At 52.7% G+C, this 13,864-nt stretch carries 15 protein-coding genes; 1 reads left to right on the top strand and 14 read right to left on the bottom strand.

Annotation, left to right across the window (positions count from 1 at the left end; translation table 11 throughout):
* Positions 1-176: 176 nt before the first annotated feature.
* From QWI17_RS23485 to QWI17_RS23440, 10 genes are all read right to left on the bottom strand, one after another.
* Positions 177-1,127: an acetyl-CoA carboxylase carboxyltransferase subunit alpha gene (locus QWI17_RS23485; RefSeq protein WP_302724977.1), complete on the bottom strand. Its 951-nt coding sequence runs from the start codon at positions 1,125-1,127 to the stop codon at positions 177-179.
* A gap of 244 nt (positions 1,128-1,371) precedes the next feature.
* Positions 1,372-2,283: a 2OG-Fe(II) oxygenase gene (locus QWI17_RS23480; protein WP_302724976.1), complete on the bottom strand. Its 912-nt coding sequence runs from the start codon at positions 2,281-2,283 to the stop codon at positions 1,372-1,374.
* A 95-nt stretch (positions 2,284-2,378) separates the two neighbouring features.
* Complete coding sequence (locus QWI17_RS23475; protein ID WP_302724975.1) at positions 2,379-2,588, bottom strand: DUF6732 family protein; 210 nt, start codon at positions 2,586-2,588, stop codon at positions 2,379-2,381.
* A 41-nt stretch (positions 2,589-2,629) separates the two neighbouring features.
* Positions 2,630-3,253, bottom strand: a complete 624-nt coding sequence (gene ureG, locus QWI17_RS23470; RefSeq protein WP_368045382.1) for an urease accessory protein UreG — start codon at positions 3,251-3,253, stop codon at positions 2,630-2,632.
* 54 nt (positions 3,254-3,307) lie between these two features.
* Positions 3,308-3,964, bottom strand: a complete 657-nt coding sequence (locus QWI17_RS23465) for an urease accessory protein UreF (RefSeq protein ID WP_302724973.1) — start codon at positions 3,962-3,964, stop codon at positions 3,308-3,310.
* A gap of 16 nt (positions 3,965-3,980) precedes the next feature.
* Positions 3,981-4,514 carry an urease accessory protein UreE gene (gene ureE, locus QWI17_RS23460; RefSeq protein WP_302724972.1) on the bottom strand — a complete coding sequence of 178 codons (534 nt, stop codon included), beginning with the start codon at positions 4,512-4,514 and terminating at the stop codon, positions 3,981-3,983.
* A 10-nt stretch (positions 4,515-4,524) separates the two neighbouring features.
* On the bottom strand, positions 4,525-6,228 hold the full coding sequence (gene ureC / locus QWI17_RS23455) for an urease subunit alpha (RefSeq protein WP_302724971.1): 1,704 nt from the start codon (positions 6,226-6,228) through the stop codon (positions 4,525-4,527).
* Positions 6,229-6,231: 3 nt separating this feature from the next.
* On the bottom strand, positions 6,232-6,537 hold the full coding sequence (locus QWI17_RS23450) for an urease subunit beta (protein ID WP_302724970.1): 306 nt from the start codon (positions 6,535-6,537) through the stop codon (positions 6,232-6,234).
* A gap of 9 nt (positions 6,538-6,546) precedes the next feature.
* A complete protein-coding gene (gene ureA, locus QWI17_RS23445; RefSeq protein WP_302724969.1) occupies positions 6,547-6,849 on the bottom strand; it encodes an urease subunit gamma in 303 nt (100 codons plus the stop codon).
* Positions 6,850-6,865: 16 nt separating this feature from the next.
* Positions 6,866-7,780 carry an urease accessory protein UreD gene (locus QWI17_RS23440; protein WP_302724968.1) on the bottom strand — a complete coding sequence of 305 codons (915 nt, stop codon included), beginning with the start codon at positions 7,778-7,780 and terminating at the stop codon, positions 6,866-6,868.
* A gap of 633 nt (positions 7,781-8,413) precedes the next feature.
* Here QWI17_RS23440 and ppnN point away from each other — a divergent pair.
* Entirely contained in the window at positions 8,414-9,829 is a 1,416-nt protein-coding gene (ppnN, locus tag QWI17_RS23435) for a nucleotide 5'-monophosphate nucleosidase PpnN (protein ID WP_302724967.1), read from the top strand.
* Between the two features lie 551 nt (positions 9,830-10,380).
* Here ppnN and QWI17_RS23430 read toward each other — a convergent pair.
* From QWI17_RS23430 to tolA, 4 genes are read right to left on the bottom strand one after another with little or no spacing between them, the layout of a single operon-like run.
* Complete coding sequence (locus tag QWI17_RS23430) at positions 10,381-11,214, bottom strand: YbgF trimerization domain-containing protein (RefSeq protein ID WP_302724966.1); 834 nt, start codon at positions 11,212-11,214, stop codon at positions 10,381-10,383.
* A gap of 16 nt (positions 11,215-11,230) precedes the next feature.
* Positions 11,231-11,737 (bottom strand): peptidoglycan-associated lipoprotein Pal, encoded by a 507-nt coding sequence (gene pal / locus QWI17_RS23425; RefSeq protein WP_302724965.1) that lies wholly within the window; start codon positions 11,735-11,737, stop codon positions 11,231-11,233.
* A 45-nt stretch (positions 11,738-11,782) separates the two neighbouring features.
* Positions 11,783-13,066 carry a Tol-Pal system beta propeller repeat protein TolB gene (gene tolB / locus QWI17_RS23420; protein WP_302724964.1) on the bottom strand — a complete coding sequence of 428 codons (1,284 nt, stop codon included), beginning with the start codon at positions 13,064-13,066 and terminating at the stop codon, positions 11,783-11,785.
* Positions 13,063-13,863 carry a cell envelope integrity protein TolA gene (gene tolA / locus QWI17_RS23415; protein ID WP_302724963.1) on the bottom strand — a complete coding sequence of 267 codons (801 nt, stop codon included), beginning with the start codon at positions 13,861-13,863 and terminating at the stop codon, positions 13,063-13,065. Before tolA ends, tolB begins: the two co-directional genes overlap by 4 nt.
* Position 13,864 lies beyond the last annotated feature (1 nt).

Genomic DNA, 13,864 nt, shown 5'->3' with positions numbered 1-13,864 from the left:
ACTAAGGTCGGAGAAGTTAAAGAGATCACTTAGGTCGAGAAGGTCTTGTTGAAAAGCCATAAAAAAATCCGATTCCATGCCTGAAATCGGATTTTCTACTAGGCCACGCTGTACTTCAAATGCTTAAGTGAACAGCATTGCCTTCAAAAAGGGGCGTTTTTAAAAACCATCAACCGTTATGGATTGCCATAACTCATCAACCGCTCGTAGCGTTTCTCTAGCAGCTCATCAATAGGAACCCCAGACAATTGATCCAGCTGCTCTGTCAAACGCAGGCGCAGGTTATCTGCCATGGCGTCGATATCGCGGTGGGCACCACCTAAGGGCTCGGGAATGGTCTCATCGACAATACCCAGCTCTTCCAAGTGGCTTGACGTTACCCCCATGGCTTCAGCGGCCAGTGGCGCTTTGTCGACGGTTTTCCAAATAATATTGGCGCAGCCTTCGGGCGAGATAACAAAGTAGGTGGAGTACTGCAGCATGTTGAGGTGATCCCCTACCCCAATGGCGAGAGCACCACCGGAGGAACCTTCACCAATCACAGTGCAGATAATGGGTGTTTTCAGGCGCGACATAACCGCCAGGTTTTGGGCGATGGCCTCACTGATGCCGCGCTCTTCACTGTCGATACCCGGATAGGCCCCGGGGGTGTCGATTAAGGTCAGCACCGGCAATTTGAAGCGCTCGGCCATTTCCATAAGGCGCAGGGCCTTGCGGTAACCTTCCGGCTTGGGCATACCAAAATTGCGAGTAACTTTTTCGCTGACGCTGCGCCCTTTCTCTTCACCTATCACCATCACCGGCTTGCCGTCTAAGCGAGCTACGCCACCGACAATGGCCTGATCGTCGCCAAAGTGGCGGTCGCCATGCAACTCATCCCAATCGGTAAAGATGCGCTTGATATAGTCGGTAGAGTAAGGGCGCTGCGGATGGCGAGCCACTTGCACAATCTGCCAAGGCGTCAGATTGCTGTAGATGCTCTCAGTCAACTTGGTGCTTTTTTCCTTTAGCTTACTTATTTCATCGGTAATGTTGAGATCGTTGTCATTACCGACAAGCTGCAGCTCTTCGATTTTGCCTTCGAGAACGGCGATGGGCTGTTCAAATTCCAAATAATTCAGATTCATAGTTTTCAATGAAGCCTTTTGAAGCCACCACCGGTAGCCTCGGATTAAATCGGTTTTTAGGGTGCCATAAGATACGCGAAAAGGCGTTACGAGTCGACCTTTGGCGCATTTATCAACACACCAATCCCAGCTTTCGGCAACGGGCATACCGGGCAGCGCCAAACTGGCTAAACGCTAACCAATCAAACACGGCCCGCTGATTCCACTTGAGCTAAGACGCCCTGCCCGCGCGCCCGTTCACTGGCTATTTGCGCATTTTATTGATTAATGCCCGTATTGGACCCGTCATTTTCCATAAAGTGGCATTTTCAATGTCGTACAATCGCTTGCGCAGCAGATGTTCGCGCATGCGCACCTGCTCTAGATCGGCGATCAGTTGGGTCTTTTCAGCGTCCTCGGCCTGCGCCGGGTCACTTTCCGCTCCCCGCTCCGGTACCGGCTCGGGAGCCGGAGCCTCTTGCGCCACTGGCGCAATGGGGGCGCTTCTGACGGCTTCGAGCTCTACCTCAAACTTTTTTAAATGATCAATGTATTCCCGCGCGTCCTTCAGCTGCCCCATCAAATCGGTAATATTGTTATACAACCGGCTCAAATGGTGGTCGCGGCGGGTTAAGCCATTGCGAATCACTTGGCTTTGCTCCGCAGTAAGCGTATGACCGACTGCCGTAATCTCTGGGGGAATATGCTCTTCGACGTATATGGTGGAGTGAGGGCGCACTTTGTTGGCCCGGTCATCGGTATAGAAATACAACGCAAACGATTTGCGGCTGCGGCTGGACTCTTGTTCCGGCAGGTCGACCGCCTTAAAGCCATGCCAGGAGTGGTTGTGCGTTTCGAACAGCACCGCGCGGTTAAACACAGGCACCACTTCGATGATCTCATCCTGCTCGGGTGGCAGGTGGGGGTCCTTGTGAAAGCAAATATTGCCGCCCCGTTCCCGCTGCCAATCGTGATTGAGGTACACAATCAAATTGAGCCGGCGATGCCAGTTGGTGATCGGGTGGTGAGTAAAGTCGACGTGCGCATCCAGTGACTGGCCAGACAGGTTCTCGTGACTGCCGCCGCCGAAGTAGTGCGGATCATAGAGTAGCTGGTCAATGCCGGTAACCTCACCCACCCAATCGCGAAATTCCTGTGAGCTGGCTAGATTGTCCATTTGCTGGTAAGACGAGCCGAGCGCGGCAATAGCAGGCCAGATGGGGCGGCAACACTCCTACAGGCGCCCTGTGCAAGCGGCGAGTGGCTGCCGGGCTATTCGTCGCGATCACGCAGTTTGTTTTGCGAGCGCAGAAAACGCGACACCAGCCAGTACCCAACCAGTAAAAACGCTACCAGTGCGAAGCTGGCTATTGAGAAATGAATATGATCAGACACTTCGGCACTGTGGTGTGGGTGCGCTTGGGCGGCAATCGCCAAAACCGGGACTATGAAGGCTACGGCGGCTTTGATTAAGTTTTTCATGAATGCTCCTTACTGAATTCTGATGTTTTAAAGAGTAACCGCTAGGCCGCCTGTGTCAGCATGCCCGCTTTTTCAATAAAGGCGATAACCTCAGCAACGCCGGTCTCGTCTTTTAAGTTGGTAAATAAGAATGGTTTATCGCCCCGCATTTTTCGCGCATCGCGATCCATTACATCGAGGTCAGCCCCAACCAGTGGCGCCAAGTCGATTTTGTTGATAATCAGCAGGTCTGATTTGGTGATACCGGGACCGCCTTTGCGCGGGATCTTATCGCCGGCTGACACATCGATCACATACAGTGTTAAATCAGAAAGCTCCGGGCTAAAGGTAGCCGCGAGATTATCACCGCCACTTTCAATAAGAATAACATCCAGCCCCTCGTGACGACGCTGCAGCTCGGCAACCGCGGAAAGATTCATAGAGGCATCTTCCCGAATGGCGGTATGCGGACAGCCGCCAGTTTCAACACCCATAATACGGTCAACTTCCAGCGCCTTATGACGCTGCAAAAATTCCTGGTCTTCACGGGTATAAATATCGTTAGTAATAACCGCGATGTTGTATTGGTCTTTTAAATGCGCGCACAAGGTTTTTACCAGTGCGGTTTTACCTGAACCTACCGGGCCACCAATGCCCAGTCGCAATGTTGGTTTTTGCATACGTATTTCCTACAACTCTCAGTGTTTCTGTCAGTTTTAAAAAAGCAAATGTTTAAACCACTACGATCGAAAAAGCCTAGAGTACTGCCGTTCGTGCAGGCTCGACGCCAGCGCTACACCGGGCAAGCTCAACCCTATACTGTCATCATCAATGCCGCGCGCCTTTTCACACAGCGCCGGAATATGCGGCAGTAAAGCCACCAGAATTTTCTGCGCTTGAGTTTGCCCCAGTGGCACAATTTTGGTGGCAGCTGCGACCTGATTTTCCAGCCAACTCCAGACAAAACCTTCAGCTAAGTCATTGGCACCGATAGACCAATGCACCCCGGCCAACGCAAACTGACAAGTAAAGCTTGGCGTTGCACGGTACAGCGACGGTTTGGCCTGATCAACTCCCAACGACTGTAAAAGTCGCCCCAGCGCTACACCCAACTGCTCGTCTTCCAGTAGCAGTTCACGGGTTTCGCGGCAGGCGCGCAGGTAATCGTTAAGGCGGTTAATCTCGGCAATGTCGCAAGCCTCCCATGCGCGGTAAAAGCGGTGCAACATGGGTATATCCAGGTGCACCAAAGAGCGCTGCATAAGCGACAGCATCCAGTCTTCAAGATCGCCCGGTTCACTCAACCATCCCGCGTCGATCGCATATTCCAGCCCCTGCGAGTAGGCGTACGCGCCCACCGGTAACGCGGGGCTGACAAGGTGCATTAAGTGCAGCATTGCGTTGCTCGCCACCCTAGCTTACCGCCGACGCATCGGTGTGGGTATGTCCGTGTCCGTGTCCGTGTCCGTGTCCGTGTCCGTGTCCGTGTCCGTGTCCGTGTCCGTGTCCGTGTCCGTGTCCGGTGCCATGATAAGCGCCATTTTCCGGATGAAAAGGTAGCTGCGCCTCGGCAACGGTCAAACCTAAACCTTGCACCATGTCATCCAACACGTGATCGTGCTGATAGCGCAAAAAGCCGGCGCCAATTTGCAATGGGACATGGCGATTGCCCAAATGATAAGCCGCCAGCGTTAGCTGAAAAGCATCATCTGACTGCACTTGGCTTACATGCTCTTTTGCGGCGACCACCTGCACAAAAGTGCCATCACTACACTCGAGTACTTCGCCGTCAGACAACACATGCCCACGAGTTAAGAACCAACCGAGGGATTGCCCACAGCGGGTCTCACAGCGGTGGCGACTTTTTTGCCGCTGTTCAAACGTCAGTTCGGCAACGGGCATTGTCGACTCAGGCTTGCGGTCGACAATATGAAAAGCTTCCAACATAAATAGCCTCTTAAAACAAACTGTAGCGTTGAGCCAGTGGCAACTCCGTTGCCGGCTCACAGGTTAACAACTGCCCATCCGCACGCACCTCATAGGTTTGCGGATCAACTTCCATATGAGGCTGGTAATCATTGAGTACCATGCTCGACTTTGTCACCGAGCGGCAAGCTTTCACACCAACCAGGCGGCGCTCCAATTCCAACGAGCCTTTAATACCGGCTTCAATGGCCGCCTGACTGACAAAAGACACAGAAGTACCCGTGCACGCTTTACCAAAGGCGCCAAACATAGGCCGATAATGTACCGGCTGTGGCGTAGGGATAGAGGCGTTAGGATCACCCATAGGCGCAGCGGCAATAGCGCCGCCCTTAATAATTAGCGAAGGCTTAATGCCAAAAAACGCGGGCTTCCACAACACCAGATCTGCTAATTTACCCTTTTCAATAGAGCCCACTTCGTGAGAAATACCATGGGCAATGGCAGGGTTTATAGTGTATTTAGCCAAAAATCTTTTTGCCCGAAAATTATCCACCGAGGAGGTTTCACCGGCCAGCGCGCCGCGCTGCTCACGCATTTTGTGGGCGGTTTGCCAGGTACGACAAATCACTTCACCGACACGCCCCATGGCTTGCGAATCTGAGCTGATCATCGAAAAGGCGCCGAGATCGTGCAGAATATCTTCGGCGGCGATCGTCTCCTTGCGAATCCGCGAATCGGCAAAAGCCACATCCTCGGGAATGTTCGGGTCGAGGTGGTGACACACCATGAGCATATCCAAATGCTCGTCAATCGTATTAACGGTATAAGGCCGGGTTGGATTGGTCGACGATGGCAATACATTGGGTAAACCACACGCTTTAATAATATCCGGGGCGTGACCGCCACCGGCACCTTCGGTGTGGTAAGTGTGAATAGTACGGCCATCAAACGCAGCAATGGTATCCTCAACAAAGCCAGACTCGTTGAGCGTGTCGGTGTGGATAGCCACCTGCACATCGTACTTTTCCGCAACGTTTAAGCAGTTGTTGATAGACGCCGGCGTGGTGCCCCAATCTTCGTGCAGTTTCAGCCCCAAGGCACCGGCGGCAATTTGTTCTTCCAGTGCCAGCGGTAAACTGGCGTTACCCTTGCCGAGAAAGCCGATATTCATCGGGAAACTTTCCGCAGCCTGTAACATTTTACTCAAATGCCAAGGCCCGGGGGTGCAAGTTGTGGCGTTAGTGCCCGTGGCAGGCCCCGTACCCCCACCAATCATGGTGGTAATGCCACTCATCAGTGCTTCTTCAATTTGCTGTGGGCATATAAAGTGAATGTGTGCGTCAATACCGCCCGCTGTCAGAATTTGCCCCTCGCCGGCAATCACTTCGGTGCCCGGGCCAATTTTTATTTCAACCCCAGGCTGAATATCGGGGTTGCCGGCTTTGCCAATCGCCTCAATACGACCATTCTTAATGGCTACATCGGCCTTAACAATACCCCAGTAATCCAAAATAAGGGCATTGGTAATAACCGTATCGGGTGTATCGGCGCAACTTGCTTGCGACTGCCCCATGCCGTCGCGAATAACTTTACCGCCACCAAATTTAACTTCCTCGCCGTAGACGGTGTGATCTTCTTCCACCTCGATCCACAGCGATGTATCACCCAAACGCACTTTATCGCCGGTGGTTGGGCCAAACATATCGGCGTAGGCCTTGCGATCTATAGTAGCCATAACTTATAGCTCCCCCATGACGTCGCCGCGGAATCCATACACGGTTTTGCGTCCAGACAGTTCCACTAATTCCACTTCCCGCTCCTGGCCGGGTTCGAACCGCACCGCCGTTCCGGCGGCAATATTCAAACGAAAGCCACGCGCTTTGGCCCGATCAAACGTAAGCGCCGGGTTCACCTCAAAAAAGTGATAGTGTGAACCAACTTGAATAGGGCGATCTCCGGTGTTTTCGACAACGACGTTAACAGTATCCCGACCGGTGTTAAGTTCGATCACACCGTCGGCAATTTGATATTCTCCTGGAATCACACGCGCCTCCTATACGATTGGGTTGTGGACGGTAACGAGCTTAGTACCGTCGGGGAAAGTCGCTTCAACTTGCACCTCGTGAACCATATCGGCAATGCCGTCCATCACATCTTCACGCGTTAAGATCTGACGCCCGTAGTCCATTAGTTCCGCGACCGTTTTACCATCGCGCGCGCCTTCCATAATCTCTGCACTGATCAGCGCAATCGACTCAGGATAGTTCAGCTTAACGCCACGAGCCTTGCGTCTTTCCGCCAGCAATGCGGCGGTGAATAACATTAGCTTGTCTTTATCTCTCGGGCTTAATTCCACAGCTCTCTCCCCTATTTCAAGTATTCCAAATACGCGGCTCTACCGCCGCACGACCGCACATGTCTTGTCGTATGGCTTGCCAAATGCGTATAAATCCTTTGCGACACTCATAGGCACTAGGGCCTACATAACGAGCAACAAATAAATCTTCTTTTTGGGTTAACCCCCAGTGTGATGCCGCCCCGCTGCTGGGCTCATCGAGGCTAGCAACCAGCGCATCAACGCAGTCTCGGCTTGGGTTGGCGGATGCCACAAATGTGCCTAAGCTGCCGGCACCGTTTAAACCCCACGGGCGCTGCATTAACGCATCGCTACCTTCAATACGGTTGCGCTCAATAAGCTTAGGCACTCCGTCCACCCAAACCTCCAGGTCTTGATGCACGCTCCCGGTAGTAAACGTTTCGTTACAGGCGGGGCGCCCCAAACAGACAATATCCCAGGCGGTAAATGTGGAGTCGGTGGCAGCGACAAGCTTGGTATGCAAGCGCGCATTGGCACCATTAAAAATAATGGTTTCCTGCGGTAGCCACTCAAGATGAGCATTTTCTGCCACCTTGACATCGATGCGTTGAGATTGTGTTGTGGCGACATCGCTGTGCTGCAAGCCGTCCAGCGAATACACTTTGCCGGCCGACGGCGTGGTGATCAGTGCCGCACTACCAGATTCTGCGGTGAGAGAAATTCCGAGCGAATCCCCCACCACCAAACCACCCGGCGGGTGCAATAAATACACGTGCGCACACTCGCCTTCGGGGTAAAAAGGTCGCTGGATTCGCAGTGGGCCGTAATGGCTGGCGCGCGTGACAGCTGTTTTTGAACCGCGGTAGGCGAACGTTAAGGCCAGAGAAGCCTGCCACGAACGCAATACACGGGTAGAGTCCAGAACAGCTGCACAAGTGCTGGCCTCGAAAGTGGAAGTTATTGAAGTCAATGGCTCAACTCGTTGTTTTCATTGAGGCGTCTAAGCGCCTGTTTTTTGTACACCGATTGTAAAAGGCGTTTTTTATTCCCAGCTTTTCGCCCCTGTTAAGAACAAGAAGCATGCCAACAGCATGCCCTGCGCCCTAGCAAAGCTACTGTAAAACCCCGTGCAACCTCAGCGCGGCCTGGAGCGTGAATGCTTCGTTTTGCCTCGACGCACACAATGGTTCCCTTTGCCGGAGACAAGGCGCGCCAGATCTGCGCTTCAGGCCACTCCCTGAGTGGGATTTTAGGCTGCCCCCTATACGTCGTTATACATCGTTGCCACTTTTCAATGGGCGGGCACACATCATTCAACACGGCGCCTAGATTACAAACTAGCCTGAAAGCCCGGGTACGTAAGGTTTTTTTCAACCGCATTGATGGCATAAACACAATATCACGCTTTCCCATACACAATTATCGCACCATCACTGCGCATAAATTTCTTAACGCACCGCTTCGCGCACCAAACTAGGACAGCGATATTGAGATTCACAATCTCCCTCGTAAAAATAGAGTACACTTAAAACAAAGCCCAAACTGTCATATCTAATTTACATTATGCAAGTTTGGGCCAACAGCTTGAGACGTAGAGGACGCGATGCCAAATACCCAACAACCCTATCAGCATGCCCACCGCGAAAGCGGCCAGTACGACACCATAGATGCCATAGTCTCTCCGCAAAACCAGCTTAACATTCTCTCTAAAACCGAAGCCTCGCGCCTGCTGGATGCCAGCCAGGGCGGCCTATACACCTTATTTCGCTGCTGTGCACTGGCGGTGCTAAACAGCGGCAATACGTTGGATGACGGCAAAGAGCTGCTTGAACGCTATCCGGATTTTGCCATTCGGGTTATTCAGGAAGAGCGCGGTATTAAGCTCGAAGTTAACGGTGCACCTGCCAGCGCCTTCGTCGATGGCAAAATGATTCACGGTATCAGCGAGCACCTGTTTGCCGTACTCCGGGATGTTTTATTTGCCAGCAGCGAGCAACGCTTATTATCCACAGACAAGACCGCGACACCGGAAACCATTACCGACGCGGTATTCCATATGCTGCGTAACGCAAAAGTGATACGCCCCAAAGTCGACCCTAATATTATTGTGTGCTGGGGTGGCCACTCAATCAGTGTGGGCGAGTATGACTACACCAAAAAAGTTGGCTACGAGATGGGGCTGCGTGGCCTGGACATTTGCACCGGTTGCGGCCCCGGCGCCATGAAGGGCCCAATGAAAGGTGCAACCATTGGCCACGCCAAACAGCGCCTTGGCGTGGGGCGGTACATCGGTATAACAGAGCCTGGTATTATTGCGGCCGAAGCGCCGAACCCCATAGTCAATGAGTTGGTCATCATGCCGGACATTGAAAAACGACTCGAGGCTTTTGTGCGTACCGGACACGGTATTGTGGTGTTTCCGGGCGGCGCGGGCACCGCCGAAGAAATCCTCTATTTACTCGGGATATTGCTGCACCCCGACAATCGCGAACTCCCCTTCCCTGTCGTATTTACAGGCCCTGCGTCAGCGCAGAGCTATTTCGCACAGATCGACCAGTTTATCGCAACCACACTGGGGGCCGAGGCGCAAAGTCGCTATAAGATCATTATGGATGACCCTGCGGCCGTGGCTCGCTATATGGTCAATGGGATGAGTGACGTGCGCGCATTTCGCAAAAAAACCGACGATGCCTATTACTTTAACTGGCAGCTGAAAATATCGCCGGACTTTTTGCAGCCCTTTGAGCCCACTCACGAGAATATGCGCGATCTGCAGCTTCAGCTAGACCGACCTAAACACGAACTGGCTGCAAATCTGCGACGAGCCTTTTCTGGCATTGTCGCCGGCAATGTCAAAGATGCGGGAATTCGGGCCATTGAAAAACACGGCTTATTCGAAATATGCGGTGACCGCAGCATTATGGAGCCCGTTGATCAGCTGCTCAGCGCCTTTCAGGAGCAAGGACGGATGAAGCTCCCGGGCAGTACTTACACGCCCTGCTACCGGATTACGCACTAGCAATGTTGGCGTTAACATTTATTGTAGGAGATGTCGCACAAAACCTAGTGTGATAGTCGCCTTTTCGTTTCCTTACATTTGACCGATACTGTTTCTCACAGGGACGTTGCAAGGATGAAATAAGGGCCAGGATGGTTCACAGGATGTACTTGCCACGGAGCGGTTAGGACAAATTACAACCAACAGGGAAGACGACGGAACCGTCACACCATCGGAATAATGCTCCGTATAAACCACGACAGGGGTTTAAAAGTATTCAAAGGCAAGATGCCAATCTACCAGGATGGTAGTTTTCAGGGAATAAAACGATAACGGAATATCGTTTAGAACAAGGAATGGATGAGTTCGCACCCGAGGGTCCACTTTGTGGGCCTTTTTTTTGCCTGAAATACTCACCCTAGCGCCCGCTGCTCGCGCTTACCCTTAACGGCAATTGACAGCGCCTAAAGCACTAATTTATCCGCCGTAAAAAACCGGGGCGCCTAAATCTGCACGAAAAAAAGCCAGATATGAAATCTGGCTTTTTATGTGACTGCGACAAGCTCACTGCGCTAAAAATTATCCTGAAGATACCGCTGCGCCAATCGCGATGCATCGGCGTTGCTTGAAGCCACGATATTGAGCAGCTCCTGCGCGCGGGTATTATCGCCCTGCAAGTGATAAACCTTGCCGAGTTTAAACTGCGCATCAGGCACCTTGCGACTGTCTGGGAATTCCGCCAACAGATCACCAAACCAGCGTTGCGCCTCTGGCAGGTTGTCCTTCAACAGATAGATTTCACCCAGCCAATAGTAGCTGTTACTGGCATACTCGCCGCGTGGGTAAGCTTGCAGATGATCTTTAAAGCCTTGCACTGAGGCATCAATCTGGCGTTGTTTCAGCAAATCGTAAGCCGCACCGTAAACATCCGCTTCACTGGCATCGGTTACCGTTGGGCGAGGTGTAATCGCCGTTGGGGTAGCGGCCGCAGGGGCGGTTGACGGCGCAGACGAATAACTACTGGCATCCGTCACGGCCGGCGCATCACCGGGCAAAGGTGCCATTGATGACACGCCTGAGGCACCGGCTGTACCACCTGTGGTGAGCGCGCTGATACGCTGATCGAGATTGAGGTAGTCATCCAGACGCTGCTGTTTGAGACGCTTAAGTTCGAACGCCTGCTCCTCAACCAAACCACGCAAGTTCATGACCTCCTGCTGGAGAGTTTGCAGTTGGTAGTAAAGCTCTACTTGCTGATTTACCTCTTGCGCGGGCTGCACCGTTGATTTTGCTGATTGATTGGAGCCCGACTGTGGTGACGAGTCAATAACCTGCACCTGGGCAACCGCTGACACTGTACTGACAGCGGCCGCAAAAGCGGCCGCTAACAACAGGGTGTTTTTCATCCTGTGACTCTTCGTCTTAGTAATCGATTTCTACGCGACGGTTCTTGCTCCACGCAGACTCACCGCTACCCAGAGACAGAGGACGCTCTTCACCGTAGCTGATCACTTCCAGGTTACCGCGGCTTACACCTTGCAGAACCAGGAAATCGCGAACGGCGTTGGCACGACGCTCACCCAGAGCCATGTTGTACTCGCGTGAACCGCGCTCATCGGCATGACCTTCCAAACGCACTGCAGTGTCGGTACCGCGCAGCTTTTCTGCGTGAGCCAGCAACAGAGCGCGAGCTTCTGGCATTAACACTGCCTGATCAAAGTCAAAGTAAATAATAGTTTCCAGCTCTTCCATAGACTCTTCAGAGCCGTCGGCTGAGCCCAGAGAACCACTGTCCGCTGTGCCGGTGGTTACGCCACCATTGGCGCCTGCTTCAGCATCCGAGTCTTTCGTGTCTGTGCTAGAACAGCCCACCAAAAACGCCATAACAAAGGCTAAAGTCAGACCCTGTTTCATTGCTTTAGTAATCATGTTTGACTCCGATCAAGTTGTTGATTTTTTAGCTTACTAAACTGTTTAAAAAAACGGCGACCAAGCAGGTTCCCTTACGTCACCCTGCTTGGAAGGCAAACGATACTTCGTGCCTGCGTCTAGAGAGACCGCAGCCAGTATACCTTTTCCCCCAAATCGTGTCGCGTACAGCAACATAGCACCATTGGGTGCTATCGTAGGCGATTCATCCAGGTTTGTCTCTGTCAGAATTCGCAAAGTGCCCGTAGCCAGGTCTTGCGCGGCAATATGAAACACTCCACCGCGCTGATGCACCATGACCAACGTCTTGCCATCTCTGGAAACTCGCCCGCGCGCATTGTACTCGCCGTCAAAGGTTAAGCGTTCTACCCGCCCGCTGGCAAGTGTCACTTTATATATTTGTGGCTTTCCACCCCGATTGGAGGTAAATACTATGCCTTTTCCGTCCGAAGTCCAACTGGGTTCGGTATCAATTGCGTAATGATTGGTAATTCGGGTAAATCGGCGACTGGCCAGATCCAGCGTATAGATCTCCGGATTTCCATCTTTAGACAGCACCAAAGCCAGCGCAGAGCCATCCGGCGAGAACGCCGGGGCACCATTCAAGCCGGTAAAGTTGGTAACCTGTTCGCGCTCGCCAGTGGCTAAATTTTGCACAAAAATAGCCGGGCGCGTGGTTTCAAACGAGACATACGCCACCTGACGACCATCCGGAGACCAGGTAGGAGACAGCAGCGGTTCATCGGACTCAAGCAACATGCGTGGTCGGGCGCCATCGGCGTCCGACAACATCAAACGGAAGTTGTCTTGCGTGCCCGTATTTTGGAAAGCTTCGACATAGAGAATCTGAGTAGAGAAGGCCCCTTCGATACCGGTGATTTTTTCGTACACCTTATCGGAAATATGGTGGGCAATGTCCCGCAGCTGGGCAGCGCCGCCATCCACTTTGCCGGCACTAATCACTTTGCGCTGCGCCAAAATATCGTAAAGGTGGTAGGTGACGAAGTAGCGACCCGCTTGCTGCTGAATATCGCCAATCAGCAGGAACTCTGTACCCATAACGCGCCAGTCGCGGTAGAAGACATCGGCTTCACTGCTGGGAAACGACAACATACTGGTGCGAGGCACGGCATCAAACTGACCGCTGCGCTCCAGATTATTGGAGACAATACGGCTAATATCTTCGGGCAGAGGCTCGTTGCCACTCCACCCCATGGGCACAACCGCAATGCGGGTGGGATTGTCTACCCCTTGGGTAATTTCAATGGTCAGTTGGGCGTGCGCCACTGACACAAAACAGAATAAAACAAGTGCTACAAGTTTTCTCACAGTCGCAAGTCCTTGGGATCAAATACCAGTTTCAGTTGGCGGAAATTTTGCTCAAACAATTCGGGTGGCATATTGCGCAACTCACTAAAGCGATCAATGCGTCGAACGGCCTGTTCCGCTGAGCGATCGAAGGCGGCGTTACCGCTACTTCTTACGATGGTGACATTCACCACCTGCCCTGTGGGCACTAACTGTATCAAGAGCTCGACTTTCATGCCACGGCGCGCCGAGGGCGGCCGGCTCCAATTTTGCTCAATACGCGACGATATCATGTTGACATAGCTCTGCGTTTGCTCGGCGGCCAACTGCGCCTGACGCTGCTGCTCTTCTTTGCGCACCGCTTCGTCTAAGCGCTCCTGGGCCAGCCGTTCTTGCCGCTGGCGCTCGGCTTTAGCTTTTGCGGCTTCCTCGGCGCGACGCTTGGCTTCGAGCTCCTGCTGTTTCTTGCGCTCGGCCTCCTGACGCTTTTTCTTGTCGGCCTCGGCTTTTTCTTTGCGCTCACGTTCGATACGACGCTGGCGTGCAGCTTCTTCCTTCGCGCGCTTCTGCGCCTCTGCCCGCTGTTGCTCCAACTCACGTTTTTTTGTTAAATCGATGACCTTGTTCTTTTTTTGTGCAGGCTCTTGCGTGTCTTGCGCTTTCAACTCAACCAACTTTGCCTCGACATAGCGTGGCTTAAACACCCTGGGAGTTGGGTCACTGGTACTCTCCCAACCTAAGGTGATTCCCACCAATAACAGCCCGTGTAAAAACACGCTGACAATAGCGGCAACAGTGAACTGGTTCTGGGTGTTCATG

This window comes from Gilvimarinus gilvus, assembly GCF_030518155.1.
In the GTDB taxonomy this organism is placed as follows: domain Bacteria; phylum Pseudomonadota; class Gammaproteobacteria; order Pseudomonadales; family Cellvibrionaceae; genus Gilvimarinus; species Gilvimarinus gilvus.
The sequence above is the reverse complement of the archived record's forward strand: the minus strand, read 5'-3'. Positions and strand labels throughout refer to the sequence as shown.

Bases quoted from the DNA above. Each gene is read 5' to 3' on its own strand.
- ppnN (WP_302724967.1), top strand. From the start codon at position 8,414: ATGCCAAATACCCAACAACCCTATCAGCATGCCCACCGCGAAAGCGGC.
- QWI17_RS23475 (WP_302724975.1), bottom strand. From the start codon at position 2,588: ATGAAAAACTTAATCAAAGCCGCCGTAGCCTTCATAGTCCCGGTTTTG.
- tolA (WP_302724963.1), bottom strand. From the start codon at position 13,863: ATGAACACCCAGAACCAGTTCACTGTTGCCGCTATTGTCAGCGTGTTT.
- QWI17_RS23485 (WP_302724977.1), bottom strand. From the start codon at position 1,127: ATGAATCTGAATTATTTGGAATTTGAACAGCCCATCGCCGTTCTCGAA.
- pal (WP_302724965.1), bottom strand. From the start codon at position 11,737: ATGATTACTAAAGCAATGAAACAGGGTCTGACTTTAGCCTTTGTTATG.
- ureC (WP_302724971.1), bottom strand. From the start codon at position 6,228: ATGGCTACTATAGATCGCAAGGCCTACGCCGATATGTTTGGCCCAACC.
- ureE (WP_302724972.1), bottom strand. From the start codon at position 4,514: ATGTTGGAAGCTTTTCATATTGTCGACCGCAAGCCTGAGTCGACAATG.
- QWI17_RS23430 (WP_302724966.1), bottom strand. From the start codon at position 11,214: ATGAAAAACACCCTGTTGTTAGCGGCCGCTTTTGCGGCCGCTGTCAGT.
- QWI17_RS23465 (WP_302724973.1), bottom strand. From the start codon at position 3,964: ATGCTGCACTTAATGCACCTTGTCAGCCCCGCGTTACCGGTGGGCGCG.
- QWI17_RS23480 (WP_302724976.1), bottom strand. From the start codon at position 2,283: ATGGACAATCTAGCCAGCTCACAGGAATTTCGCGATTGGGTGGGTGAG.